General features: G+C 63.3%; 22 protein-coding genes. 17 read left to right on the top strand and 5 right to left on the bottom strand.

Going from position 1 to position 25775, the window contains the following annotated elements:
• The first annotated feature begins 16 nt into the window (after nt 1-16).
• The 7 genes from LUA85_RS07190 to LUA85_RS07220 all read left to right on the top strand — a co-directional run bounded on the left by LUA85_RS07190 (nt 17) and on the right by LUA85_RS07220 (nt 5620).
• Entirely contained in the window at nt 17-253 is a 237-nt protein-coding gene (locus tag LUA85_RS07190) for an AlpA family transcriptional regulator (RefSeq protein WP_231471793.1), read from the top strand.
• Nucleotides 254-256: 3 nt separating this feature from the next.
• Nucleotides 257-1141: a replication initiator protein A gene (locus tag LUA85_RS07195; protein WP_231468260.1), complete on the top strand. Its 885-nt coding sequence runs from the start codon at nt 257-259 to the stop codon at nt 1139-1141.
• Between the two features lie 262 nt (nt 1142-1403).
• The gene (locus LUA85_RS07200) at nt 1404-1916 is read left to right on the top strand and encodes a DUF2840 domain-containing protein (RefSeq protein ID WP_231468262.1); all 513 of its coding nucleotides are present in this window, start codon (nt 1404-1406) and stop codon (nt 1914-1916) included.
• Nucleotides 1913-2497: a S26 family signal peptidase gene (locus LUA85_RS07205; RefSeq protein ID WP_231468264.1), complete on the top strand. Its 585-nt coding sequence runs from the start codon at nt 1913-1915 to the stop codon at nt 2495-2497. The genes LUA85_RS07200 and LUA85_RS07205 overlap by 4 nt, the downstream gene beginning before the upstream one ends.
• Complete coding sequence (locus tag LUA85_RS07210) at nt 2494-2859, top strand: DUF736 domain-containing protein (RefSeq protein ID WP_231468266.1); 366 nt, start codon at nt 2494-2496, stop codon at nt 2857-2859. Before LUA85_RS07205 ends, LUA85_RS07210 begins: the two co-directional genes overlap by 4 nt.
• Nucleotides 2860-2921: 62 nt before the next feature.
• Nucleotides 2922-3626 (top strand): lytic transglycosylase domain-containing protein, encoded by a 705-nt coding sequence (locus LUA85_RS07215; RefSeq protein ID WP_253073876.1) that lies wholly within the window; start codon nt 2922-2924, stop codon nt 3624-3626.
• A gap of 248 nt (nt 3627-3874) precedes the next feature.
• Nucleotides 3875-5620 (top strand): DUF3363 domain-containing protein, encoded by a 1746-nt coding sequence (locus LUA85_RS07220; protein WP_231468269.1) that lies wholly within the window; start codon nt 3875-3877, stop codon nt 5618-5620.
• Nucleotides 5621-5670: 50 nt separating this feature from the next.
• Here the strand turns inward: LUA85_RS07220 and LUA85_RS07225 are convergent, their stop codons facing one another.
• The gene (locus LUA85_RS07225; protein WP_231468271.1) at nt 5671-6375 is read right to left on the bottom strand and encodes a hypothetical protein; all 705 of its coding nucleotides are present in this window, start codon (nt 6373-6375) and stop codon (nt 5671-5673) included.
• On the bottom strand, nt 6375-6866 hold the full coding sequence (locus LUA85_RS07230; protein WP_231468273.1) for a hypothetical protein: 492 nt from the start codon (nt 6864-6866) through the stop codon (nt 6375-6377). Before LUA85_RS07230 ends, LUA85_RS07225 begins: the two co-directional genes overlap by 1 nt.
• A gap of 318 nt (nt 6867-7184) precedes the next feature.
• On the opposite strand from LUA85_RS07230, the gene LUA85_RS07235 reads away from it, so the two are divergent.
• The 4 genes from LUA85_RS07235 (at nt 7185) to LUA85_RS07250 (ending at nt 12950) form a co-directional block, all read left to right on the top strand.
• On the top strand, nt 7185-9251 hold the full coding sequence (locus tag LUA85_RS07235; protein WP_231468275.1) for a conjugal transfer protein TraG: 2067 nt from the start codon (nt 7185-7187) through the stop codon (nt 9249-9251).
• 11 nt (nt 9252-9262) lie between these two features.
• Entirely contained in the window at nt 9263-9679 is a 417-nt protein-coding gene (locus LUA85_RS07240; RefSeq protein ID WP_231468277.1) for a CopG family transcriptional regulator, read from the top strand.
• 411 nt (nt 9680-10090) lie between these two features.
• Entirely contained in the window at nt 10091-12157 is a 2067-nt protein-coding gene (locus LUA85_RS07245) for an ATP-binding protein (protein WP_231468279.1), read from the top strand.
• 124 nt (nt 12158-12281) lie between these two features.
• Nucleotides 12282-12950, top strand: coding sequence for a response regulator transcription factor (locus LUA85_RS07250; RefSeq protein WP_231468281.1), 669 nt, complete (start codon nt 12282-12284; stop codon nt 12948-12950).
• Between the two features lie 414 nt (nt 12951-13364).
• Here the strand turns inward: LUA85_RS07250 and LUA85_RS07255 are convergent, their stop codons facing one another.
• On the bottom strand, nt 13365-13988 hold the full coding sequence (locus LUA85_RS07255) for a tyrosine-type recombinase/integrase (RefSeq protein ID WP_231468284.1): 624 nt from the start codon (nt 13986-13988) through the stop codon (nt 13365-13367).
• A 137-nt stretch (nt 13989-14125) separates the two neighbouring features.
• Between LUA85_RS07255 and LUA85_RS07260 the strand changes: the two genes are divergently transcribed.
• The 3 genes from LUA85_RS07260 (at nt 14126) to LUA85_RS07270 (ending at nt 16417) form a co-directional block, all read left to right on the top strand.
• Nucleotides 14126-15487 carry an EAL domain-containing protein gene (locus LUA85_RS07260; RefSeq protein WP_231468286.1) on the top strand — a complete coding sequence of 454 codons (1362 nt, stop codon included), beginning with the start codon at nt 14126-14128 and terminating at the stop codon, nt 15485-15487.
• Nucleotides 15484-15645 carry a hypothetical protein gene (locus tag LUA85_RS07265; protein ID WP_231468288.1) on the top strand — a complete coding sequence of 54 codons (162 nt, stop codon included), beginning with the start codon at nt 15484-15486 and terminating at the stop codon, nt 15643-15645. The genes LUA85_RS07260 and LUA85_RS07265 overlap by 4 nt, the downstream gene beginning before the upstream one ends.
• A 298-nt stretch (nt 15646-15943) precedes the next feature.
• Nucleotides 15944-16417 (top strand): DUF4019 domain-containing protein, encoded by a 474-nt coding sequence (locus tag LUA85_RS07270; protein WP_231468290.1) that lies wholly within the window; start codon nt 15944-15946, stop codon nt 16415-16417.
• Nucleotides 16418-17483: 1066 nt separating this feature from the next.
• Here LUA85_RS07270 and LUA85_RS07275 read toward each other — a convergent pair.
• Nucleotides 17484-18959, bottom strand: coding sequence for a hypothetical protein (locus tag LUA85_RS07275; protein WP_231468292.1), 1476 nt, complete (start codon nt 18957-18959; stop codon nt 17484-17486).
• A 276-nt stretch (nt 18960-19235) separates the two neighbouring features.
• Complete coding sequence (locus LUA85_RS07280) at nt 19236-22331, bottom strand: hypothetical protein (protein ID WP_231468294.1); 3096 nt, start codon at nt 22329-22331, stop codon at nt 19236-19238.
• On the opposite strand from LUA85_RS07280, the gene LUA85_RS07285 reads away from it, so the two are divergent.
• From LUA85_RS07285 to LUA85_RS07295, 3 genes are all read left to right on the top strand, one after another.
• A complete protein-coding gene (locus LUA85_RS07285) occupies nt 22315-23328 on the top strand; it encodes a YadA-like family protein (RefSeq protein WP_231468296.1) in 1014 nt (337 codons plus the stop codon). The genes LUA85_RS07280 and LUA85_RS07285 overlap by 17 nt on opposite strands.
• 139 nt (nt 23329-23467) lie before the next feature.
• On the top strand, nt 23468-24589 hold the full coding sequence (locus LUA85_RS07290) for a DUF2827 family protein (protein ID WP_231468298.1): 1122 nt from the start codon (nt 23468-23470) through the stop codon (nt 24587-24589).
• Nucleotides 24586-25743: a DUF2827 domain-containing protein gene (locus LUA85_RS07295; RefSeq protein WP_231468300.1), complete on the top strand. Its 1158-nt coding sequence runs from the start codon at nt 24586-24588 to the stop codon at nt 25741-25743. The genes LUA85_RS07290 and LUA85_RS07295 overlap by 4 nt, the downstream gene beginning before the upstream one ends.
• The last annotated feature ends 32 nt before the right edge of the window (nt 25744-25775 follow it).

A 25775-nucleotide genomic window follows, 5' to 3' on the forward strand; every position in this document is an offset into this window, starting at 1 on the left:
CGACCCGGACGCGGTCGTGCGGCCGCGCTATCTGCGCACGCCCGAAGCGGCGACATTGCTAGGCCTCTCGCCGCGCACGCTTGAAAAGCACCGCTGTTACGGGACTGGGCCTGTCTATCGCCAGCTTGGCGGACGTATCGTTTATGCCATTCCCGACCTGGAGGCCTGGGCTTCGCTCGGGACCCGTAGGTCTACCTCCGATCCCGGTGAAGGAACCGTCCATCCCGCCAAGCGGCTAGCGCCGGGCGTCTGAGCCATGCCCGCCCGTGCAATCCAACGCTCCGCCGAGGGCGCCCAACTCGAACTCTTTCGCTCGATACCAGGTGACCTGTCGCCGCGCGATGCCCAGGATCTTATGTCCTGGCCGTTCTTCAGCCTCGCCAAGCGAAAGCGCGTCACGCCCATCGATTTCAGCATGGGCGAGACCCGGATCTCGGTCGAGGCCGTGCCCGAGCATGGCATGGCGACCATCTGGGACGCTGACGTGTTGATCTGGGCGGCCAGCCAGATCGTCGAGGCCAGGGATGCAGGGCGTCCGACCTCGCGGCTCATGGCAACCACGCCCCATGAAATCCTTGCCTTCACCAGCCGGGGAACAGGGCGAGATCACTATGACCGGCTGAAGGCTGCGCTTGACCGGCTTCAGTCGACAACCGTGGCCACGTCCATCCGGCAGGAACACCAGCGGCGGCGGCATCGCTTCTCCTGGATCAACGAATGGCGTGAACTGACCGACGAGCGCGGCCGCGCGGCCGGGATCGAGCTCATCCTGCCCGACTGGTTCTATGCCGGCGTCGTCAACCGTTCCCTCGTTCTCACGATCGACCGCGCCTATTTCCAGCTGACCGGCGGTCTCGAGCGCTGGCTTTACCGTCTCGTGCGCAAGCATGGCGGACACCAGGCCGGCGGCTGGAGCTTCGATTTCGCCCACCTCCATCTCAAATCCGGAGCGCTCTCGCCGCTCAAGCAGTTCGCATTCGATGTCCGGTCGATCGTTCACCGGCAGGCGCTCCCCGGATACCGGCTCGCCATCGAACATGCCTTCGGCCGTGAGCGACTGCTCTTCGTTGCCGAGCCCGTCGACCCGTTTGACCGGGCCATGCGGCGGCTTAAGCTCAAGCCTGTGGATAAGCTGCCATGACGTTCGGCCTATTGGAAACCGCAAGGCTCGGCCCATCGGAAACCGCCGCTTCGGCCTATTGGAAACCGCCGTCGCTGCTAAGCGTAAGAAGTTTAAACAGAAATTTGCGCTCTACTAACCGTGCTAACAAAAGAGTCCTTCGGACTCTTGCTAACGGGGTCTTCCAGCCTGCCCGGCACAGCCGGCCAAGGCTACTTTTGCGGTGCATGGCTCAGACATTGGCTGCGCGGTCTGGCGCTCCAATTTGCTGCGGAGCGCATCCATGAACCACGGGGACCACAACGCATCCGGCACTCAGCGGCTGCGCCCGGACCGGGCACTGACCGAGGTCGAACTGGTCTGGATTGAAAAGCGGATCGAACATTGGGTCCGCTTCGGCCGCATCGCCAGCGAACGCATCCTCAGTCGGCGCAGCCGTGTCGTGGGGTTTCGTGAGGGGGCGTGCATTGGCTTCGTGCAATGGTCGGCGAGTGACTATGGCACGGTCCGCTCACGCATCGACATCCTGCGCTGCGTCGGTCGCGCGGAGGCCTACACCACGGTGCCCTTTGTGCGACCGGGCGGTGAATTGCTTCTCTCGATCAAGGGCTGGCCGCGGGTACAGCGCGTGCTTCAGGCGATCGATGCGGTGGAGGCCGCAGGCGTGGATGCGTGCGATGTCGCACCCGACCATTGGCGCCACGTCCACAACCGGTTGACCGCGGGCGACGCGCCGCGTGCCTACACGCCCGAACGCCACGAGGCATGGCTCAAGCGCAAGGCGGCCGGGCTATGACACCGCGTTCGCGACGTCGAACGGCATGGATCGGCGGCCTTGCCTGCCTCTCGCTTGTCACGGGTCTGGCGTTGCCGCGGCCACGTCCATTGATCGTGTGGAACGCCGGCGCAAGCGCACCTGTCGGAGCTTATCGGGTGCTGTACGATGGTCCAGTCACGGTTGGCGACTATGTCGCCATCGTACCGCCCGCACCGCTGGCTGCATTCATGGCTGAGCGCCACTATCTGCCGCTCGGGCTCCCACTGATCAAGCGCGTGGCGGCGCAGAGTGGTGCGGTGATCTGCCGACATGAGGCTGCCGTGTCGATCAATGGCAAGCCCGTCGCCCAGGCCGCCGAGCGCGATCATTTGGGGCGGGCATTGCCCGTCTGGTCTGGGTGCCGCGCGCTGCGCCCTGGCGAGCTGTTCGTCATCAATGGGCCGCAGGACAGCTTCGACAGCCGCTATTTTGGGCCGCTTGGCGCCACGCAGCTGCTGGGCAAGGCCGTGCCACTCGTGACCCGCGATGCACCGACGGCGCCGCTTGCATGGCGCCGGTTTTCCACCCGCAGGTCTGCCCAACCGCTACCAGAAGGATGATTCTCATGCAGATTGGATGCTTTGTCAGGACAAAAACCGGCTTTGTTGGGCGGATCCGAACGATCAGCCTCGATGTGCAGGTGCGACTTGTTCCTACCGGTGCTGAGCCCGGAGGCACCGCTCCGGACTGGCAGGTCTATGGCGTCGAACCCGCTGATGCTGACACCGCGCTCTGGAGCGTTGGCGCCGCCTGGACACACGCACGCAAGGACGGGGGATCCTACCTTGCCGTGGCGATCGACTGCCCGACCTTTGCGCGACCATTGCGCGCCCATCTCGTGCCGTCAGCAGACAAAGCAGATCAGCACCTGCTCTACCGGGCACCCTCGCGCGCGCGCCGGACAGAGGGGCCGGAGCGTTGAGCGGCGAACATGCAAGGCAGCAGGCAATCGCGCATCATGCTGTTGCCTGTCGTTCCCTCATCGTGCTTGTGGCCGTCCTGGGCGCGATCGGTGGTCCACCGTTGGGCATGTCGTTGGCGCTCGCACGCCCCGCAGCTGGTCTTTCAGCGGACAGTAATTTTGCGCCGCATGTGGAAACGGCAGCTCGCCGCTTCGGTATTCCCGAAGCGTGGATCTGGGGCGTGATGCGAACCGAGAGTGCCGGCAATTCGCGCGCTGTCTCGGTAAAGGGGGCAATGGGGCTCATGCAGCTCATGCCTGCCACCTGGAGCGGGCTGACGGCACGATATGGCCTTGGCAGCGATCCATTCGACATTGCTGCCAACATCCATGCAGGCACCGCCTACCTTCGTGAAATGTTCGACCGCTACGGCGATCTGCCGACTGCGCTTGCGGCCTATAACGCTGGCCCCGGCCGGGTGGATCAATGGCGCTCTCAGGGTCGACCATTGCCGACCGAGACCGTCAACTATGTCGCACAGATTGTCCCCTCTGTGGGTAGCGGGGCGCCGTCGGTTGACCGCTTGCCATCACCTATTGCGCCGCAGAACCTGTTGTCGTGGCGCGGTGCACAGCTGTTTGTGTCTCGCGCCGCGACGGTGTCTGGCAATGAATTGCGCAATTCTTCCGATCCACAAAATGACCGCCCAGAGGCGATCTCGGGCTCGGCAGGTCTCGCAGGGCCGCGCGGTGACAGTCTGTTCGTGGCCCGTGCCGGGCAGGACTGATCCTGGCGGTTCCCGGCTATGATGGCGCATCGCAGCGAAGCTCTGGCAATGATCACGGGTAATCCATGCACGCTTTCTGGAAGGGAGATGGCTGCAGGGCGAGATAAAAGGGCTGCCACCTGGCTGCGCCTATGTGGTTGTGGTCGCTGGATTTTGTCGGGTGGCATTGCACAGGACGCGGTGGCAATCTTCGTGGAATATCGCGGACTATCAGTCTGTTACGTGGTGGCGCTCTCCTGGATGGCCAGATGAGCACAGACGACAATGATTTTAGCGTTCGCCCGGGAAAGGGGCGCGATGCGGGGCAGGGGAGTGGGCGTCGCTCGCAGAGCCTGGCCGCACAGGTCAGGCGTGCGGCAGCCCGAGCGGGCTATGCCCGGCGGGGGAATGCAAGAGGCAAAGGGACAGGCACCCTTGGTCGCGGCCGGATCGCACAGTTGCGGTTGACGGCGGGCAGTCATCGCAGGCGCGTTGTGATCAAGGCACGGGTCGTCCGTCACAAAGGCGCAAGGTTTCGCGCAGCCCCCATGGCCCGTCATATAGCCTATCTCAAACGTGACGGGGTCACACGAGATGGACGCGAAGGCATCCTGTTCGACGCATCGAACGATCAAGCCGATGGCGAAGCCTTCGCCGGGCGATGCGCTGACGACCGGCATCATTTCCGGTTCATCGTGTCACCGGAGGATGCGGATCAGATGGCTGATCTCAAGGCATTCACGCGCGAACTGATGCGGGACATGAGTCAGGACCTGGAGACGCAGCTCGACTGGGTCGCGACCGACCACTGGAACACCGACAATCCGCACGTGCATGTGCTTGTTCGCGGTGTCGCGCACGACGGCCGGGATCTCATTATCGACCGCGATTACATTCGTGCGGGACTAAGGGCGCGCGCAGAAGAGCGTGTTACGATCGAGCTTGGTCTACGCAGTGAACAGGACCTGCGGACCGCGCTGGAGCGCGAGGTCGAGGCCGATCGCTGGACCAGCCTCGACAGGCGTCTGCAGCGTCTTGCCGAGGAGCTTTCCGGCATTGCGGATTTGCGCCCGTCGTCCGGCGACGATCCGGAAGTACGCCGCCTTTTGATCGGGCGGGCAGAGAAGCTCGAGCGGCTTGGTCTTGCCGGGCGCGAAGGGGCAGGACTGTGGACGATCAAACCTGATGCCGAAGCGACGCTGCGGGACCTCTCGATCCGCACGGACATCATCAAGACCATGCACCGTGCCTTTGCCGGAAAGGGGCGAGATCCTGATGTTGCAGCATTTGTGCTCCATGATGGCCCACCTGCAGCGCCGGTGATCGGCCGGCTTGCGGAACGCGGGCATTATGACGAACTCTCCGGAACAGCCTATGCCATCATCGAAGCGACTGACGGGCGCACCCATCACTTGCGCTTCGACAATCTGGAACTGACAGGCGACGCAGCACCGGGCAGCATCGTCGAAGTCCGAAGCTGGGCCGATCGCAACGGAACACCGCGCATGTCGCTTGCCACGCGCAGCGACCTCTCGCTCGGTGAACAGATCACGGCGCGCGGCGCGACCTGGCTGGACCGGCAGCTGTTGGCTCGCGACCCGATTGCGACCGGCACCGGGTTCGTCGATGAAGTTCAAGACGCCTTGGCGGCCCGCTCAGCCCACCTCGAGACGCAAGGCTTGGCGAAAGCGCAGCCAGGCGGGTTCGTCTTTGCACGGAACCTGATCGAGACCCTACAGGCGCGCGACGTCGCCCAAGCGGCAAATGAGATTGCGGTTGAAACAGGTCTCACGCACCAACCGTCGGCATCCGGTGCCTATGTGAGCGGCACCTATCGCGCACGCGTCGATCTTTCGTCCGGGCGCTTTGCGATGATCGACGACGGGTTGAGCTTCCAACTGGTCCCCTGGCGTCCAGCGCTTGAGCCGCATTTGGGCAAGCATGTCACCGGAACGCTGACACCCACGGGGTCGGTCGACTGGGCGTTGGGCAAGGGCAGGGGGATCGGGCTATAGCTTGCGCTTACGCGGGCAGAGTTGCACACGAACGCCGACGCAGGACGCGGTCAGAACGGAACATGTTCCATCTCGATGCCCCAGAAGTCAGCAGGGGCCGCATATTTGGAGATGGTGCTGCTCGAGCAAAATGCGACAAGACCGGAAGGAGGCTGCGCGGGGAGTTCATTAGCCCACCAGATGAACCACCAGTCCTGAGGCAATCTACATTCCGGAAACGCGCGCATTGTCATTTCGCGGCGAACGCCGAGAAGCTCCTTCAGCAGCGCCTTGTTGAAGGGCCTATGCTTGGCCTCGATCCCAAGCAGAAGTTCTTGCGGCAGCGGTCGGCCATCTGTGCCCGGGATGACGAGCACGATGTCGAGCTCGTGGCATTGCCCGAACAGGTGTCCCGTTGCATGTTTTGCGCTTGGGGGCGCACTGATTGCCACGAACTCGATGTCGACCCAGAGCTCGCCGACGGTGCGGTCCCCGTCACGAATGCGGATGTAAGGCCACTGGCCGCGATTGATCGGACCGCCCTTGGCGCGGAACACGAGCGAGGTTCCCGCTTCAAGGGTGAAGCTCAGGCCAGGGCGGAAGGCCTTGAGCTTTGCCATGAGCTCAATGAGCGCGGCCAGTTCATAGGCCTTGTCCTGTAGTGTCGCGCTCGCAAGCAACTGGCGCGCAGTGCGCGTGTTGATTCCCAAGTGGTTCTGGAAAGCGCGGTTGAGCTTGCGCTTCATCGCGCCGGTCGTCGGCGTACGGGTCGCCATCAGGCATCTCCCTCTAAGTCGCGACCACGGCCTTCTTCTTCGTCCTCGGCGGCCGCCGCGTCCCAGAAGGCAGTGCTCTCGCCGCTGATCTCGCTAAGGAACATCGCCAGTTCCTCGATCATCCCGTCAGGATCGTCGTCCCCTTCGAACAAGGGAAGATCGCGCCCCTCGAAATCAACCTGGATCTCGCGGACCGGTGCCCCACTTTCGGTTCGCAAAAACGCAGCCAGACGCTCCGCTTGCTTCTCGCGGATGGGGCGGGAGCGCAGCTTCAGGAAGCTGATGAAATTGCGTGTGTAGCGTTCGAGCTGTTCGTGCGGCGGAAGCATGCCGAGACGGTCGAAGGGGGCACGTTCGCCGTCCTCGAAATCGTCGCCCAGCGACTCGATGGTCGCCCGGTCCCATTCCCCGTAGCCCGCACGCTGGACCAGCAGGCGCAGTTCGTCGAAGATCTCCTGCCATTCCCCGTCGCTGAACTCGCTGATATCCACCTGCATCTCCCGCCAACAACCCGCGTGCCGACAGTCCTGGCTTAAAGGGGCTGGTGCACAAGAGATAGGGATCGCGAACTAAAATATTGGTGAGAAACTCGTCTTCCTGCGCGTCGATTTCAGGTTTGACCTTTGCGGATGGGATTGAGTGCTTTAGCCGCAGCCCGCGTCAAATTCTTGCCGAGGTTTCGACAAGATCAGGTCTACGCGCAGTTGTGTTGCGCTACGCCCTGTATTTCTGCGCTAGCCTACCCTCACAAACATCGCCGCTTGCTGATCCGTTCCTTCGCCGGCTCATTGACCGCTCAAGGAGCACATATGTCTGCAACCAGGATATTGTGGGGTCAGATCTGCGCTGTGGTCACGATCGTCTTGTTGTCGGTCTGGTGGGCGACCCAGTGGACGGCGGCCGCCTTGGGCTTCCAGTCCGAACTTGGCGCGCCCTGGTTCAGCGTTGGCGTCTATCCTGTCTATATGCCGCTGTCCTTCTTCTGGTGGTGGTTCGCATTTGATGCCTATGCCCCGCACGTTTTCGAGACCGGTGGTCTGATCGCTGCCGCCGGCGGAATCCTTGCCGTCGTGGTGGCGATTGCCATGTCCGTCTGGCGCGCGCGGGAAGCGCGGCGCGCGGAAACTTACGGTTCGGCGCGCTGGGCGTCTCCCGAAGAAGTCGCCCGCGCCGGGCTGCTGCGCCAGGATGGTGTCGTGCTCGGCAGGTTCGGCAGGGACTATCTGCGCCATGACGGGCCCGAGCATGTGCTGTGCTTTGCCCCGACGCGTTCTGGCAAGGGCGTCGGCCTTGTCGTACCCACCCTGCTGACCTGGCCGGGATCCGTCATCGTTCACGACATCAAAGGCGAGAACTGGCAACTCACCGCGGGTTTTCGCAAAGCACACGGACATGTGCTCCTGTTCGATCCCACCAATCCCGCCTCATCGCGCTACAATCCACTCCTCGAGGTTCGGCGCGGAAAATGGGAGGTTCGCGACGTCCAGAATGTCGCCGACGTGCTCGTTGACCCGGAAGGCTCGCTTGAAAAGCGCAATCACTGGGAGAAAACCAGCCACGCACTTCTCGTCGGGGCTATCCTCCACGTTCTCTACGCCGAACCCGACAAGACCCTTGCTGGCGTGGCGGCCTTCCTGTCCGACCCGTCGCGTCCAATCACCGCGGCTCTCAATCTCATGAAGTCGACGCCCCACCTCGGCAAGGACGGTGTCCATCCGGTGGTGGCATCCGCCGCCCAGGAGTTGCTCAACAAGAGCGACAATGAGCGCTCGGGCGTCCTGTCGACCGCCATGTCGTTCCTTGGCCTCTATCGTGATCCGGTCGTGGCGGAAGTGACGGGCGCGTCGGACTGGCGGATCGACGATCTTGTCGAGGGGAGGGTGCCAACATCGCTCTATCTCGTGGTTCCGCCCTCGGACATCAGCCGAACCAAGCCGCTCATCCGGTTGATCCTCAATCAGGTCGGCAGGCGTCTGACCGAGGAGCTTGATGCACGACGCGGGCGGCCTCGCCAGAATCTGCTCCTCATGCTTGACGAGTTTCCCGCACTTGGCCGTCTCGATTTCTTCGAATCCGCGCTGGCCTTCATGGCGGGCTACGGGATCAAGAGCTTCCTCATTGCCCAGTCACTGAACCAGATCGAAAAGGCTTACGGGCCGAGCAATGCGATCCTCGACAATTGCCATGTTCGGGTTGCTTTTGCGACCAATGATGAGCGGACCGCCAAGCGCGTGTCTGAAGCCTTGGGCACCGCAACGGAAATGCGGGCCATGAAGAACTATGCGGGGCACCGCCTCTCACCATGGCTTGGTCATCTGATGGTCTCGCGCAGCGAAACGGCTCGCCCGCTCCTGACACCCGGTGAAATCATGCAGCTGCCGCCAGAAGACGAGATCGTCATGGTGGCGGGCCTGGCGCCAATCCGCGGTCGCAAAGCGCGCTATTTTGAAGATCCTCGCCTGGCCCGGCGGGTCATGACGCCACCGGTTTTGGCAAAAAGCGAGGAACCGGCGGCGCCTCACGAATGGAGCTTAGTTCCGTCGGATCATAAGGCTGTGGCGCCGTCCAGCGAAGCGCCAGCTCGGGCGAGCCGGGAAGGGGAAGGATGGCAAGGTGATGGCGCATCCCCGCCTGCCTCCGGGAACGAGGAAACGGAGGCAGCTGCAGCTGCAGAGGATGGAGGGTTACGCCAGCAGCCTGAACTGCAAGCGCCTGACGAAATGGAACCGACGCCGCGGGTGCCGGTCAACGAGTTCGATTTTGTCGAAGACGACATGGAAGTGGACGCCGCGCGTCTGCGGCGCGCGAACGACCGGCTGATGTCTGGTACGGCACGGACGGCGTCGCTGGACCCCGATGACGGGATCGATCTGTGAAAAAGGCGCCCGTGAAGCGGAGCATTCGCTTGTCGGCGGACCTTGCTCGCCATCTCGCCGATCATGCGTCAGCTCGCCGTGTATCGCAGGCTGCCGTCATCGAGGCCGCACTGTCCTCCCACCTCTCGCCAGATGGTCCTGAGCGACTCGAAGCCGCGTTTGCCCGGCGGCTGGATCGGCTCGGTCGTCAGCTGGACCGACTTCAATGGCATGTCGAACTCTCCAACGAGACGCTGGCGCTCTTCATTCGCTTCTGGTTGACGACGACTCCGCCCTTGCCTGATGCCGCGCTCAAAGCGGCCCAGGCCAGTGGCAAAGAACGGTGGGAGCGATTTGTCGAGACGCTCAATCGTCGGATCGAGCTCGGGCCCCGCTTGCGCGACGATGTCGCGATGGATCGCGACCCGCCTTCATCGCGACCCGGCTAAACCGGCGGCTGCCCTGGGTACAAAACCGTTACGGCTCAGGCCATTTTGATCGATTGCTATGGTAAACCCCGCGTTGCCATTTTGAAACAGTCAGGGCATGAATTGGCAGGGGGTAACCAATATCAAGGTATTGGCTTTCCGGGATCTTTGCTCAGAACTAGACCTGATGCGCTCAGATTTGGTGTTCGTGCCGGGCTTCGCCCGCCTTACTTCGTTTCTTGGTGCGTGTCCGTTCGCGAGTAGCAGCTCTTTCGTCCCCCGCGTAAATGGCTGGCGGCAAGGGATGGGATTGCGGTGGGGACGATCAATTCAGCAGTCTCTGAGGACACGAACTCCGTCAGGCTTGGGTTGCCGCGGCTGCAACCATGGATATTGGCACGTTCGGCAATCGCGCGGGCTGTTCTCGCGGTTGTGAGCCTGGTCGGAATGGCGAGCGGTGCACATGCCACCTGCTGGGCAGGTGGCGACCCGCTGGTGCAGCGCCTGCAGGCCAGCGTCGATACAAGCCCAAAGGCTGCCCTGCCAGCGATTGATGCGGCGCTTGCGCGGCTTGGTAAAGCTGAGCCGGATGGGAAGGAGCAAAGAGCTTGGCTGCTGGCGGCGCGTACTGCAGCGCTTGTGGGCTTGCTGCGTTATGAGCAGGGCGAAAAGGCCGCACGCGAGGGCTTGGCGGAAGCAGGACAAGATCCTGTCCTTCGGATTGAGCTGCTGGACCAGCTTGTCGCCATATCCTTCGGACGACCAGCGCCTGAACTGAAATCCATGCTCGATGAACTTGGCCGGTTGCGCACCAAGGTATCTAAAGGGAGTGCGGCTGCGGTCTGTGCTGGCAATGGCATGACCCTCCTTCAACGCGCGCTTGGATTAACCGAAGATGCGATGCGAACCGGCGGCGAAGCCTATCGGACAGCCAAGGCGCACAGGCTTGAGGCGCAGGCCGCCTATATCGCAGTCAATCTCTCGGTTCTGACGCTCGCATCGGGCGATGTCGAGCAGGCCGGTGACCTTGCAAATGAGGCCGCTGACTGGGCGAGGAATAACGGCTTCACTTATCAGCAATTGCTGGCTGCGTTCATGCAGGCCCGCGTCGCGTCATCCGGCGATCCCGCGCTCGCGGCCGAACGGTTTCTCACAGCCGCACAATTGTCGCGCCAACTGGGAATCCCATCGGGTGCTGCCGACCAGGGGGCCTGCGGTGCATTGCTGGCGCTCGGAAAGCTTGATGCAGCAGAGGCTTCTTGCCGACAGGCAGAACGCCACCTTGACCCGTCTGACGAGGCCGCCAGGGTCTATACGGGCAATATCCTGGGTGAAATCGAACTCGCGCGTGGGACCCCAGCCAAGGCGCTTGCGCGTTTCGATGACCTTCTCAGCCAGGCTGCCGGCCCAGCCTATCGCTTGGTTGCCGACAAGATCCGGCGCAACCGGGCAACGGCCCTTGCGCAGCTTGGCCGCCATCGAGAAGCCTATCAGGACCTCAAGACAGTCAATGAGCATATTGTGGCCCGCAGCGACGCCCAGCGCGCCCGCGCTCTTGCTGATGCGCGAGCACGCTTTGGGTGGGACCGTCAGCGGCTCGCCAACGCTGAACTTGAGCGCGATCTTGCGCGCGCTGCCGCGCGCGACCAGGCACGCCGGCTCTGGCTCTGGACGGCCGGAGGTTGGGCGGCGTTACTGGCGGCGCTGCTGACCTGGGTCATCGTGACCGGCAAGCGGCATCGGCGCAAGCTCGAGCGCCTGGCTGACGAGGCTCGGGACATCGCTCGCACAAAGGCCGAATTGCTCGCGAACATGAGCCATGAAATCCGCTCGCCGCTCGGCAGCCTGACGCTCGCCGCCACGCGCCTGTCGCAGTCGGCCGAAATCCCGGTCGATAGCCGACAGCGCGCCGAGCGGCTTGGCCGCGCGGGCGAACGGCTCATCGGGCTGCTCGACGACCTGCTCCTCTTCTCACGGATCGATGCGGGCAGACTGCCGGTTGTGGCAGCGCCGTTCGATCCTCGGCAGCTCCTGCGTGAAACAGCACTTCTGGCTGAACCCAAGGTGACGGCAGTCGGTGCAAGTCTGCTGGTCGAGATCGATGAAGCGGCCCCGTTGCTCGTAAACGGTGATGCGAACCGCTTGGGTCAGATTCTGACCAACTTGCTTGACAATGCGGTCCGTCATTCCGGCGCGACGCAGATCATCCTGTCGCTGGTGCCAGCAGAAAACGGGCAATATCGTGTGACCGTTGCCGACAACGGCATTGGCATTCCCGCAGAACGCCGTGAGCTCATGTTCCAGCGCTTTGCGCAGATCGACGGCTCGGGTGCCTCAAGTGAAGGGTCGGGTCTTGGCCTTGCCATCTGCAAGGGGCTTGCTGAACTGATGGGCGGCGAAATCAGGGTCGAGGGCGCAGCCCGGGGCGTGCGGATCAGCGTCACCATGCCTCGTTCGATCGGAAGCCACGCGTCTGCCCCGCTCATGGTAGCCGCGTGAGCAGTCCCGCTTATTGGCAGCTGGTCCAGCAGGGACAGCGGGGAGCGACGCTGCAGGGGGACAAGCTGGCTTCCTTGCTGTCCGTGACCGGCATCGTTGTCCGAAGAGTTCGGGAATTGGGCTCATGAACAGAGGGATCACACCCAAGGGTGATGCGCAGACCGCGTCGCTGCAAGGGACCGCGCATCCGGTCATTCTCGTGGAGGATGACGAGCTGATGCGCGATGAAATTGTCGGCCTGCTCTCCGAGGTCGGCTATGCCGTGCGCGCTTTTGCGGGCGCAGATCAATTATTTGCGGCCGAACCCGAGCCTTCCGGTGTCATCATCCTGGACTTGCGTCTCAAGGGCCCAAGTGGCCTGCTGATGCAGCAGAAGCTTGGCCAGCGCGCGGACATCCAGATCATCTTCATTAGCGGTCGTGCCGATGTCGAGGATGCGGTCGCAGCGATGAAGGCCGGTGCGTTCGAGTTTCTGGTCAAGCCGTTTCGCTCACAGGCTCTAATCGATGCCGTTGGCGGCGCCTTCGACCGGCTTGGGGATGCCAGGGTTGAGATGAGCCACGTTGAGGCTGTTCGCGCCGCTTACGAAAGCCTCACCGAAACGGAACGCGAGATTGCGTTGCTGCTGGCGGGAGGCCTGCGCAACAAGCAGGTCGCTTTCATGTCAGGTAAGGCCGAGAACACCGTCAAGGTGCATCGCGCGCGCGTGATGCAAAAGATGGGTGTAAACTCGCTGATCGAGCTGTCGCGGCAATTGCAGCGGATCGGAATAACGGGCGATGGCTCCGCCTGAAGCCCAGATTAGCCGTTATGATAAGGGTGTGAATTGCAGGCCGCGCGGATTTCCGTAGCGGCGACTCATTCCTGCAGCGTTGTCAGACTGAAACGCAGATGTTGCAATGCGTCATACGTAGCTTGATCTGGGCGGGGACATTCTTTCAATTGCAACCAACCGGGCAAATAGACGTTCGGAGTCTGGAGCGGTTGCGGGCCTGATCGCGCATGAGGCTGCGAACTGAATCGAAGGGAAATTATCCAATAGCGTCAAGCGCTTATGCAACAAACACTGAAACAGAATAACTAGTTCTGTTGCGGCACGCAAGCATCATAGCCGATTTCTCCATTTTTTGCGTGCGTTTTCTTTCGTGCGCGGGGGTTACGCCTTGTGGATCGCGGAAGAGACCGGTTGATCGTCCCTATTTCCGGGCTACTTGAGGGCTTCTCGCGAAATATCGGGTATTTTCAGCGCATTGATGCGCCACATGCGACGGGCAATGTTCCTCTCTTCGGGACCCATCGCTGCAGCATAGATGGCGGTTGTGCGCATATCAGCATGGCCAAGCCAGCGCTGGACCATGTTCAGCGGAACCTGAGACTGTATGGCTGCCACGCCAAAGCAATGGCGCAGGCCTTTCGGCATGGCGTGTGAGCCATTGAGGTCAACCGATTCCATAACCTTGCGGATGCGGCGATAGGCCGTAACGCGCGAGAAGGTCCAAAGTTTAACGGGCTCTTTGCCTTGGCCGATATGTCCGCCAAGGTCATGCACCTCCTGGAGCAGATCGATCAATTCAGCCGGTACGGGGACAGAGCGGTAGACCCCGCGCCGCCGCTTCTTCAGGCACTCAATGATGATCATGCGATCATGCCGGTCGATACTGCTGGCAGTAAGTGAAAGCGCCTCGGAGATCCGACAACCCGTCGCCGAAATGACCCAGCACAAAGTCAAGGTTTCCGGTTCAAACCTTGCAGCAGCGGAAAGAAACGACCGCCTCTCCGAGTTCGTGAGATATTTGCGTTGGCCATTGGTGCCATAGATCATCTGTTGCATCGGAATGCGCCCTTGTTCTGGATGTCAGCTGATTGGCAGGCCCGCGGACTAAACCGCAATCGCCCAACCATGTAACAGTTCTAGTTATTCCGTGTCGGCATGAGGGGGCGGACTCGCCCTCCAAGCCGGGGGCGTGAATGCGTATCGAACGGGTCCCAACCGGGACGGATGACTGGAGCGGGGCGGCGAGCCGATCGGTTCGCGCTCCGCAAGCGAACGCCGCAGTGGGTGCCGACCCGGCTCCAGAGATTCTGCTGTTTGCGGTGCGGATCGATAATCTCGATGCCATTGGTGAAACCTACGGCGCGGCTGTCGCAGAGCGGGTCTCCCGCGAAGTGCAGGGCTTTTTTCGGCAACGCCTTGAGAGTGCGCGCGATCTGGTCGGTGGAGTCGTCGGGCGGAGCCTTGCGGAGTTCGATCTGATTGTGCGGGGTCGCGCTGTGCCAGCGTTGATGCCGAGGCAAGGGCCGTTCGAGCGTATTGAGGCCTGGATGGCCGCAGCGGCGCGGCTGCCCATTCCGGGGCCGGGCTGGACTGCGCATGTAAGCTTGTCCTGGTCCTATGTTGAAGCGGACGACTTCTGCGAAGATCGGGAGCTTTTCGATCTCTTGCTGGCGGAGGCGCGCGGTCGCCTGCCTGGGCTGGTTCGTTCACCTTTGGCTCTCGGGGCGGAGCGTGCGGTGCGCGATATGGCGGCGGCGGCAGCGCTTTATGCCGAGCTAAACGCCGCAGGCCTGCAATTCGCCTGGCAGCCGGTCTGTGGGCTCGATGGCGATACGGTTCTGTATCTGCGTGCCTTCATCGCTGCGCCGGGGCGGGATGGTCAGATCGAGGACCGTCAGTCCGACTATCGCGCGATGGAGCGTCAGGGTCTTGCGCAGGCTTTCGATCAGGCGCTTGTCGCACAAGCGGTCGAGCATCTCGCGCGCTGCGACAACACGCACTCGGTCTGCATGGCGGTCTCGGCGTCGAGTTTCCGCTCGTCGGCCTGGTGGGATTCTATTCTGGCGCGGCTTGGGTGTGACAGGGCGCTTGCGCGTCGATTGTTCATCGCGATCGACTGCGCACAGTGCTTCGTGTCAGCCGGCGAGGCGGTCGCGTTTGCTGACCGTCTGCGCCGTTGCGGTGCTCGCATTGTTCTGGAGGGGCTCGGCTCCGGCCAGATCGCGATCTCGACGCTGATCGCCTTGCGGCCCGACGTGGTGACGCTTGATGCGCTTTTCCTTCGGCTGGCAGCGCCGCGCGAGCCGGACGAGCAGCTCTTCCGCCGCATTGTGAGCCTTGCCAGTGCGCTTGCGCCTGCCGTTGTGGTCGAAGGTGTCGAGGACGCCGCACGTGCAGCTTGCGCGCTGGAGGCGGGGATCCATTGGGGCATCGGTTCCCATCTGGCCCAGCCAAGCTGGCGTGGCCCTTCACGCACCGGGTCCGGCGCGGCACAGGTCAGCGCTTTCGGCGCGCTCCCACAGTATTTTTCCAGCAGGCGGGAGGGTTCGCAATGAGCCGTGACCCTGAATTCTCGTTCCAGTCCTTCGAGGAGGAGGACGCCTATTCCTGGCCGGACGAAGAGCCGTTCCGGTTTGCGCGCGGCATGATGCTCGCCCTGCCGCTCAGCGGCTTGCTGTGGATCGGCGTCTACTGTGCCTGGAACGCGCTGTGACCATGGCGTCCGGTCAACACATCTTCGGGTCGCAAACCGAAGCGCGGCCTTCGGGCCGCGGTGGCGGGGGAGGGGCCAAGCCCCACAACCCCAGTCCCTCCCCGTCACATATGGCGCGCTGCTTGCGCGCCTGCGGCCCTTTGTCCGGCGCGTTGGTGCCGGTCCATTTCAGTCCTGATTGGAGAGACCGCCTATGAGGCGTTTACCTTGGCGGCCGGCCTTGCTCGCGCTGCCTCTTGCTGCATTGTCGTCCCTGGCGTTGGGGCAGACGGGTTCGGCAAACCAGTCCACGCCTAGTGTGGCTGCTAGCGTCGGCGGTTCGGCAGGCGGCAAATCCGCGCCCGCTGCCGCAGCGCCGGCGCGGTTGTCAGCCAACTACTTCATGGCACAGGCTTTGCAGATCTCCGAGGCGGCCGGGAACGGTCTGCTCGACGGAATCTACGCGGGTGCTTCGCCGATCATGAAGGCTGCCCAAGGGCGTGACGCCTTTGTAGCGCAGAGCAGGGACGTTCTGGCGCGCTCTGGGTCGGCAACCGGGCGGGACTGGGTCTCTGTGCGGCGTGAAGTCGTGCCCGGCGGGCAGCCGCAGGCATCCGGCGCGCCGCCGCCCGGTGACTATGTCGTGGTGTTGATCGGCGCAGAAACCGGCGTGGGCCGGGGGCGGCTCGAGACCATCACCTTCCATCGGGACAGCGACAACCAGTGGCGTCTGTGCGGCTTTGTCGCAGCGACCCTCGGTCAAACTGCACCTTCCACCAATCCGCAAAAGTAAGCGCGCCCGCCCGGCAGATGGCGGCGCAGTTCAAGGGGTAACAAATGAACTACAAGACATATGAGGAGCGCCGGCAGGCACGGCACGGCAATCACGCGCATTTCGGCAATGCGGTCGGCATCCGGTCGGCGGGCAAGGGTGTGCGGCGGCGGATCATGGCGATCCTGCGCATGTCGTCGATGTATGTGGTGTTTGGGAAGAAGGCGCGGGTTGGTGCGCTGGGCGTTGGGGCTGCCGTTGCTTCAATCGCTGGGGTCGGGCTTCCGAGCATAGTATATGCGCAGGTTTACAATCAGGCCACGCCGATCGGGGACGCAAACGCTTCCGCCTTGGACTCCTGCCTCTCCTACAACGAAATATCGGGCCCTACTCTAGCTGGGGTCAGTGGTCCTGCGTGCAATGCAACCACGACCAAGGCCACGCAAACGGGCTACTCCCTCTTTTTCACCAGTGTATCCGGGGCAAACGCCGACAGTCTTAGTCTGGGCGGGCAGCTTTATGTAAACACGGGCCAGATCGGGGCTACGGATGTAAGAGGCGGCACCTATTCGCTTCGGATGGGCAGCACTGCGACGCTGAATGCGGCGGCGGGCGTAAATTCTATCGCAATTGGGTCCGCACAAACTTCAATTTCGAATGGTGGTACATCTCAGGCGACGGTTGCTGGGGCTGAGGCAAGTATTGCCTTCGGAAGTGGTGCCACTGTGGCAAATGGTGTGGGCTCTTTTGGGGGCATTGCAATCGGTACTGCCGCTACGGTGTCAAACACAATCAACGGCATAGCGATCGGTACTACGACGCTCGCTGGAGCCACTGGTGCCACGGCAATCGGTGCAAACAATACCGCCGGAGCCAGTGCCGGAGCAGTAGACAGTATTGCAGTCGGCGGGCAGGCGGCGGTGGCTGCCTCTGCAACGTCGGGCATCGGTATCGGGCGGGGGAGCGCGGTCAATGTAGCCAAGGGCGTCGCAATCGGTGACGGCGCAAGCGTGGGCGCCTCCGCGACGGCTGGTTCTCTTGCCATCGGCAGCGGCAGCAGCGTTGCTGCCGCGACCACAGGAACTGCCTACCTGACCGGTGTTGCCGCTCCGGCCAATGGCGAAGCGAACTTCGGGACCCGTCGTCTGACCGGCATTGCTGATGGCAAGAACAACAGCGATGCAGCAACCGTTGGCCAGCTCTCGACCGGACTGAGCACGGCGAGCAGCAGCTTGGCGGTGTTGTCGACCTCCACTTCGTCGGCGTTCGTGACGACGAACAGCAACGTGACCTCGCTGTCGACCAGCGTGGGCAACCTCGGCACGAGCCTGAGCACGACGAATGCGAACGTGAGCAACCTGTCGTCGAGCGTTTCGACGGCGACCACGGGCGTGGCCTCGCTGTCATCTGGTCTGTCTACGGCAAATAGCAATGTCACCTCGTTGTCGACGGGCCTATCGACGGCGAACAGCAAGGTGACCTCGCTTTCGACCGGTGTTGCGAACCTCGGCACGAGCTTGAGCACGACGAACTCGAACGTGAGCAACCTGTCGTCGAGCGTTTCGTCGGCGACCACGGGCGTGACCTCGCTGTCGACCAGCGTTGGCAATCTCGGCACGAGCCTGAGTACGACGAACTCGAACGTGAGCAACCTGTCGTCGAGCGTTTCCTCGGCAACTGCTGGTGTGACGTCGCTGTCGACCAGCATCGGCAATCTTGGCACGAGCCTGAGCACCACGAATTCGAACGTCAGCAACCTTTCGTCAAGCGTCTCGACGGTAGCCACGGGCGTGACCTCGCTCTCGACCAGCGTCGGGAATCTGGGCACGAGCTTGAGTACGACCAACTCGAACGTGAGCAATCTGTCGTCGAGCGTTTCGTCGGCAACCGCTGGTGTGACGTCGCTTTCGACAGGGGTGAGCGGTCTCTCCACTGGGGTGACCTCGCTGTCGACCGCGACAGCGAACCTCGGCACGAGCCTGAGCACGACGAATGCGAACGTGAGCAACCTGTCGTCGAGCGTTTCGTCGGCGACTGCCGGTGTGACGTCGCTCTCGACGGGGGTGAGCGGGCTCTCCACGGGCGTGACCTCGCTGTCGACTGCGACGGCGAACCTCGGCACGAGCCTGAGCACGACGAACGCGAACGTGGGCAACCTGTCGTCGAGCGTTTCCTCGGCAACCGCTGGTGTAGCGTCGCTCTCGACGGGGGTGAGCGGGCTCTCCACGGGCGTGACCTCGCTGTCGACCGCGACGGCGAACCTCGGCACGAGCCTGAGCACGACGAACGCGAACGTGGGCAACCTGTCGTCGAGCGTCTCGTCAGCGACTGCCGGTGTGACGTCGCTTTCGACGGGGGTCAGCGGTCTCTCCACTGGGGTGACCTCTCTGTCGACCGCAACTGCCAATCTGGGCACGAGCCTGAGCACGACGAACGCGAACGTCGGCAACCTGTCGTCAAGCGTCTCGACGACTGCCAACAGCGTCAACTCGCTGTCGACAGGTCTTGCGGCGACTAACAGCCAGATCACCTCGCTGTCGTCCACCGTTTCGTCGGTTGCCACTGCAGCTGCCGGTGATCGCATCGCGATTGGTGCAAATTCTGTGGCTCCTACTGCCGGTGGCAACAAGGCTGTAGCGGCAGGCGATGGAGCTTCGGCCGGCGGCAGCCAGGCGGTTGCACTTGGTTCGGGCGCTACAGCCTCGAATACGAAGGCGATCGCGATCGGCGCTGGTGCCACGGCGAGCGGTCAGCAGTCGATCTCGATTGGCGACGGCTCGGTCACGGGCGACAACTCGGGCGCCATTGGCGACCCCAGCACAGTCTCCGGCGCCGGCAGCTATTCGGTCGGCAACAACAACAACATTGCTTCCGATAATGCAGGCATCTTCGGTAACGACGGTGTCATCGTGAGCGGCGCCAACGGCGCGCGGATTGTCGGTAACGGTAGCTCGATCAGCACGGGTGCCAGCGATGCGATGATCCTGGGCAACAATGCCCTGGTATCGGTCGCCGGCGGAGTCGCCATCGGCTCGGGCAGCGTTGCCAGCGTCGGCTCGGGTGCAGTGGGCTGGGATCCCGCAACCGGGGCCGGGTCGGCTTCCTCCAGCGCGGCTTGGAGGAGCACACTGGGTGCCGTTGCTATCGGCAATGGTTCCACGGCGACGCGGCAAATTACAGGCCTCGCGGCCGGTACGAATGCGACTGACGCAGTCAACGTCGCACAGCTGAGCACGTTGTCGACGGCGACGGCTTCGCGCCTGATCTCGGTCTCGACGGCGGCATCGACCGCGACGGCCTCTGGGCTCACCTCGCTCTCGACCGTTGCATCGACGGGGCTAGCGTCGCTTTCAACCGCAACGGACAGTGGCCTGACGTCGGTCTCGACGGCAGCGTCGACCGCGACGGCCTCCGGCCTGACGTCGCTATCGACTGCGGGTGCAAGTGCGCTCGGGTCCCTCTCCACCGCGACCACCAACAGCGTGAACTCGCTGTCGACTGGTGTTGCCTCTGCGAACAGCGGTGTCACGTCGCTCTCGACGGGCCTGGCCTCGGCGAACAGCAACCTGACCTCGCTTTCGACTTCAACGAACAGCGGCCTGACCTCGGTCTCGACAGCGGCATCGACCACGACCGCCTCCGGGCTCACGTCGCTCTCGACCGTTGCATCGACGGGCTTGGCGTCGCTCTCCACCGCAACGGATAGCGGCCTGACCTCGGTCTCGACTGCGGCATCGACCGCGACCGCCTCCGGGCTCACGTCGCTCTCGACTGCGGGCGCAAGTGCGCTTGGGTCCCTGTCCACCGCGACCACCAACAGCGTGAACTCGCTGTCGACTGGTGTTGCCTCGGCGAACAGCGGCGTCACTTCGCTCTCGACGGCGACCGACAGCAGCGTGACTTCGCTGTCGACCGGCGTTGCCTCGGCGAACAGCGGTATCACTTCGCTCTCGACGGGCCTGGCGTCGACGAACAGCAACCTGACTTCGCTCTCGACAGCGACGGACAGCGGCCTGACCTCGGTCTCGACGGCAGCGTCGACCGCCACGGCCTCCGGGCTCACGTCGCTCTCGACTGTGGCGTCTACTGGTCTGGCGTCGCTCTCCACCGCGACGGACAGCGGGCTGACCTCGGTCTCGACGGCAGCGTCGACCGCGACGGCCTCCGGGCTCACGTCGCTCTCGACTGTGGCGTCTACTGGTCTGGCGTCGCTCTCCACCGCGACGGACAGCGGGCTGAGTTCGGTGTCGACGGCGGCATCGACGGCCACCGCCTCCGGGCTCACGTCGCTCTCGACTGTCGCTTCGACCGGCCTGGCGTCGCTTTCGACGGCAACGGACAGCGGGCTGACCTCGGTCTCGACGGCGGCATCGACCGCCACGGCCTCCGGGCTCACGTCGCTCTCGACCGTTGCGTCCACTGGTCTTGCGTCGCTTTCGACCGCAACCGACAGCGGGCTGAGCTCGGTCTCGACGGCAGCGTCGACCGCGACCGCCTCCGGGCTCACGTCGCTCTCGACTGTGGCATCGACGGGTCTGGCGTCGCTTTCGACGGCAACGGACAGCGGGCTGAGCTCGGTCTCGACGGCAGCGTCGACCGCGACGGCCTCCGGGCTCACGTCGCTCTCGACTGTCGCTTCGACTGGCCTGGCGTCGCTCTCCACCGCAACGGACAGCGGTCTGAGTTCGGTGTCGACGGCGGCATCGACGGCCACGGCCTCCGGGCTCACGTCGCTCTCGACTGTCGCTTCGACTGGCCTGGCGTCGCTCTCCACCGCAACGGACAGCGGTCTGAGTTCGGTGTCGACGGCGGCATCGACGGCCACGGCCTCCGGGCTCACGTCGCTCTCGACCGTTGCGTCCACTGGTCTTGCGTCGCTCTCCACCGCAACCGACAGCGGGCTGAGCTCGGTCTCGACGGCAGCGTCGACCGCGACCGCCTCCGGGCTCACGTCGCTCTCGACTGTGGCATCGACGGGTCTGGCGTCGCTTTCGACGGCAACGGACAGCGGGCTGACCTCGGTCTCGACGGCAGCGTCGACCGCGACCGCCTCCGGGCTCACGTCGCTCTCGACTGTGGCATCGACGGGTCTGGCGTCGCTTTCGACGGCAACGGACAGCGGGCTGACCTCGGTCTCGACGGCAGCGTCGACCGCGACCGCCTCCGGGCTCACGTCGCTCTCGACTGTCGCTTCGACTGGCCTGACCTCACTGTCGACTGCGACGGAGAGCGGATTGACCTCCGTTTCAACGGCGGCCTCGACAGGCGTTGCATCGCTGTCGACGGGTGTGAGCACGATTTCGACCGGCCTGACCTCGCTATCGACGGCGACGGAGAGCGGACTTACCTCCGTTTCGACGGCAGCATCGACGGGCGTGGCCTCGCTCTCGACGGGTGTGAGTACGATTTCGACCGGCCTGACCTCGCTGTCGACCGCGACGGAGAGCGGATTGACCTCTGTCTCGACGGCGGCCTCGACAGGCGTGGCCTCGCTGTCGACCGGTGTGACCTCTCTCTCGACTGGGGTGAGCTCTCTGTCGACCACCACCGCATCGGGACTGACGTCGGTTTCGACGGCAGCGTCGACCGGGCTGGCTTCGCTCTCGACGTCAACCGAGAGCGGTCTGACTTCGGTGTCGACGGCTACCTCGAGCGGCTTGTCCTCGCTTTCGACCACCACGGCAGCAAGCCTGAGCACGGTGGCAAGTGACGTTGCTTCCGTCTCGACGGCGACCTCGTCGGGCCTCGCGTCTCTCTCGACCACGACGGCGGCCAGCCTGAGCACGGTTGCGAGCGAAGTGGCTTCCGTATCGTCTGCAACCTCGACGGGGCTGGCGTCGCTCTCGACGACCACGGCATCGGGCCTGGCCTCGCTGTCTACTACGACCTCGTCGACGCTCAGCAGTGTCGCCAGTTCGATGAGCACGCTGTCCACGGCGGTTGCACCGATCGTGCAGCAGGCGGCGGCAGCAGCAGCGAACGGAGGCGGTGCGGTTGCCACCAACATCGGTGGCGCCAATGCGGACGGCACGTTGCAGACACTCGGTGGTATCGCTGGCGGCAGCACGCAGACGGCGGGTAACGTCTCCGGTTCCTGCACCACGGCTTCGGGAATCGATGCTACGGCTACCGGCGTCTGTGCCCAGGCCAAGGCGACTGGCGCAACTGCCTACGGCTCCAATGCCTTTGCTTCGGACTCCAACGCTACGGCGGTCGGTTTCCGCTCGTCGGCAACCGGGGACTCGAGCACTTCGATCGGCTATGCCAATATCGCATCTGGCGGTAGCGCCGTCGCGATCGGCAACGCCAACCAGGTGTCGGGCACCCAGTCCATCGCGATCGGCTACAAGAACGTGGTCACTGGCTCGAACTCGGGTGCCTTCGGCGACCCGAACGTGGTCAGCGGCAATTCGAGCTATGCCGTGGGTAACAACAACACCATCGCTTCGAACCGCGTGTTCGTGCTCGGCAACAACGTGAACGTTGGGGCCGGGAATGATGGGGCGGTTGTTCTGGGCGATGGCAGCACGGCAAGCGGCGCCAACACGGTGTCTGTGGGTTCTGCCAGCCAGACCCGCCGGATCACCAATGTGGGTGACGGCATTGCCGACACCGATGCGGCGACCGTGGGGCAGGTGAACCGTGCGACGGCTACGCTCGGCAACCAGATCGTGGGTGTCCAGAATCAGGTCTACGATCTGGCGCGGTCCACCTCGTTCGGTATCGCCGGTGCCACTGCGATTGGCATGATCCCCGATATTGATCCTGACCAGCGCTTCTCGATAGGCGGCGCTGTCGGCGGGTTCGATGGCTACCAGGCCTTCGCGCTCGGCTTTACCGGCCGCGTCAGCGAGAACGTCAAGGTCCGGGCTGCTGCCTCGATCTCGGGCGGCAAGTCCACCTACGGCGCCGGCGTCTCGTTCGGTTGGTAATCGATGCCTCTGTCGATACGCCCGGACCCACCTAGCCGGGCGTATCGAAACCCGGGAGTTGCAGGTCTCCCACCCTGCAACTCCCACCTTTTTCCCTTCCACAGCCGCCCTTTGGGCGCAGGCCAGTGAATAGCTTCAGATGCGTATCGGCATTTCCATCATCACCCACGCCGGCCAGAACATCTGGAGCAATGGCATCGGTCAGCATGTCTATCACCTCGCGACGCTCTGCCGGCATCTGCCCTTCGTCGAGGCGGTCTATCTGCTCAACTGCGGCGATCAGGACCAGGCGCCTTCGGGTGTCGGCGATTTCAGCCACAGTGTCCCGCTGATCCGTCTGAGCGAAGCCACCGACCTGGTCGATGTCGCGATCGAAATGTCAGGGGTGCTTGATCCCGAATGGATTGCCCGGTTTCGTGCTCGCGGCGGACGCGTTGCCTACCACAGCATAGGTCAGCCCTATGCCGCTCTGGTTGATCATACCACGTTCGGCAAACCCGGTTGCTTCGTGGGGCCCGATCGCTGCGACGAGGTCTGGCTTCTCGAAAAGGATGCCGCTTTCGCACCCATGGTGCGCAGCATTCACCGCTGCCCGCTGCACATCGTGCCGCTGATCTGGGCTTCCACTTTTCTCGATGAGACCGTCCGCCAGCCCGACGGGATCAACTTTGGCTACAAGGCCGGAACCCTGTCTTCCGGGCCTGCGACTGCGGCCGTCTTCGAACCCAACATCTCGCCGATCAAGATGGGATTGATCCCGCTCTTCATCTGCGAGGAGGTGCAGCGCCGCAGCCCCGAGCATCTGGCGCATGCTCAGCTGTTCAACTTCGTGCAATTGCGGGAGCATCCGACCTTTTCTTTCATGCTCGACAACACCGACCTCCAGAAGGTCGGTAAAGTGTCCGTCCATCAGCGCGACTATTTCGCCCATGTCATGGCGCGCGGCGCGAATATCGTGGTCAGCCATCAGATCGATTGCGGGCAGAACTATCTCTATCTGGATGCCCTCGCGGGTGGCTATCCGCTCATCCACAATTCGCCCTTCTACCGCGACGTCGGCTACTACTATCCTGACTCCGATACCGAGGCTGGTGCTGCGCAATTCCTTCGCGCTTGCCGTGAACACGATCAGCAACTGGGCGCTTACAAGGCCGCTGCTGCCACTCTCATCCACCGTCTCGATCCCTGCAACCGGGACAATCTCTCGATCTTCGGACGCCGACTTCTCGACCTGGTCTCCGAACGGAAGCGCGCAGCATGAGCAAGAAGATTCGCACCGCCAAGTCGTCGGGCCTCAAGGTCGGCGTCACGCTTTACGTTCGCGATGGCAATCAGTCACTCTGGGAGAACGGCATCTTCCAGAACTGTTATTTCCTGCTGATGCTGCTGGCCCGCTCCCCCGCCATCGAGAAGTGCTTCATCGTCAACGGCGGCCCTGGCAATCCGGCAGAGGCGGGCGATTTTCTCGCTTGTGCGCCGGCCCCGGTGCTGTCGCTTGATGAGGCCATGAACGAGCTCGACATCATCATCGAGCTGAGTGCCCAGCTTAATCCGGACTGGGGACGCCAGTTCGCCGACCGCGGAGGCCGCATCGTCGGCATGCGCGTTGCCAATGACTTCGTCATCGACGCCGAGCGTATGGCGTTCGGGCTGGATCACGCACTGTTGATGACCGCAGTACCTTATGACGAGATCTGGACGCTGCCCGCCTTCGAGAAGACCTGTGGGCACTATTATCAGACTGGCTTTCGCGCCCCCGTGCGCGTCATGCAGCACCTGTGGAACCCGACGCTGCTCGACCGCGCCATGGAGCGGCACGGTGTGACCGAGCCCTTTGCCTATCAGCCTGGACGCCAGCGCTGGCGGCTCGCCGTGCTCGAACCCAACATCTGCACGGTTAAGACCTGCCACCTGCCGCTCCTGCTGTGCGACGTGGCGCATCGCCGCGATCCCCGCGCAATCGAGTATTTACGGGTCTACAATGCGATGACCATCAAGGAGAATCCGGACTTCATCGCTTACGCGCGCTCGATGGACCTTGTGCAGCAAGGCCTTGCGTCCTTCGAGGCCCGGTTCCCGATTTTTCACGTCATGGGTGCGAGCGCCGATGCAATCGTCTCGCACCATTGGGAAAATGCCCAGAACTACCTCTACTACGAGGCCCTGTACGGCGGCTTCCCGCTGATCCACAACTCCGACCTGCTCGACGGCTGCGGCTATCGTTACCAGTCGTTCGACCCCGAGGATGGCGCGCTTGCGCTCCGCCAGGCGCACGCCGAACATGACCGTAATCTCGCTTCCTATCGGGCAGATGCCAGCAGGCTGCTGCAGCGGCTCGACCCCGTGTCCCAGAGAAATATCGCCCTTTACACCCAAGTGCTCCAGGAACTGGTCGCCAGGCGGGCCGCCGCATGAGGAAACAGGGCGCTTGGAGGCGTCGTGCGCTG

This window comes from Novosphingobium sp. CECT 9465 (genome assembly GCF_920987055.1).
Classification (GTDB): Bacteria; Pseudomonadota; Alphaproteobacteria; order Sphingomonadales; family Sphingomonadaceae; genus Novosphingobium.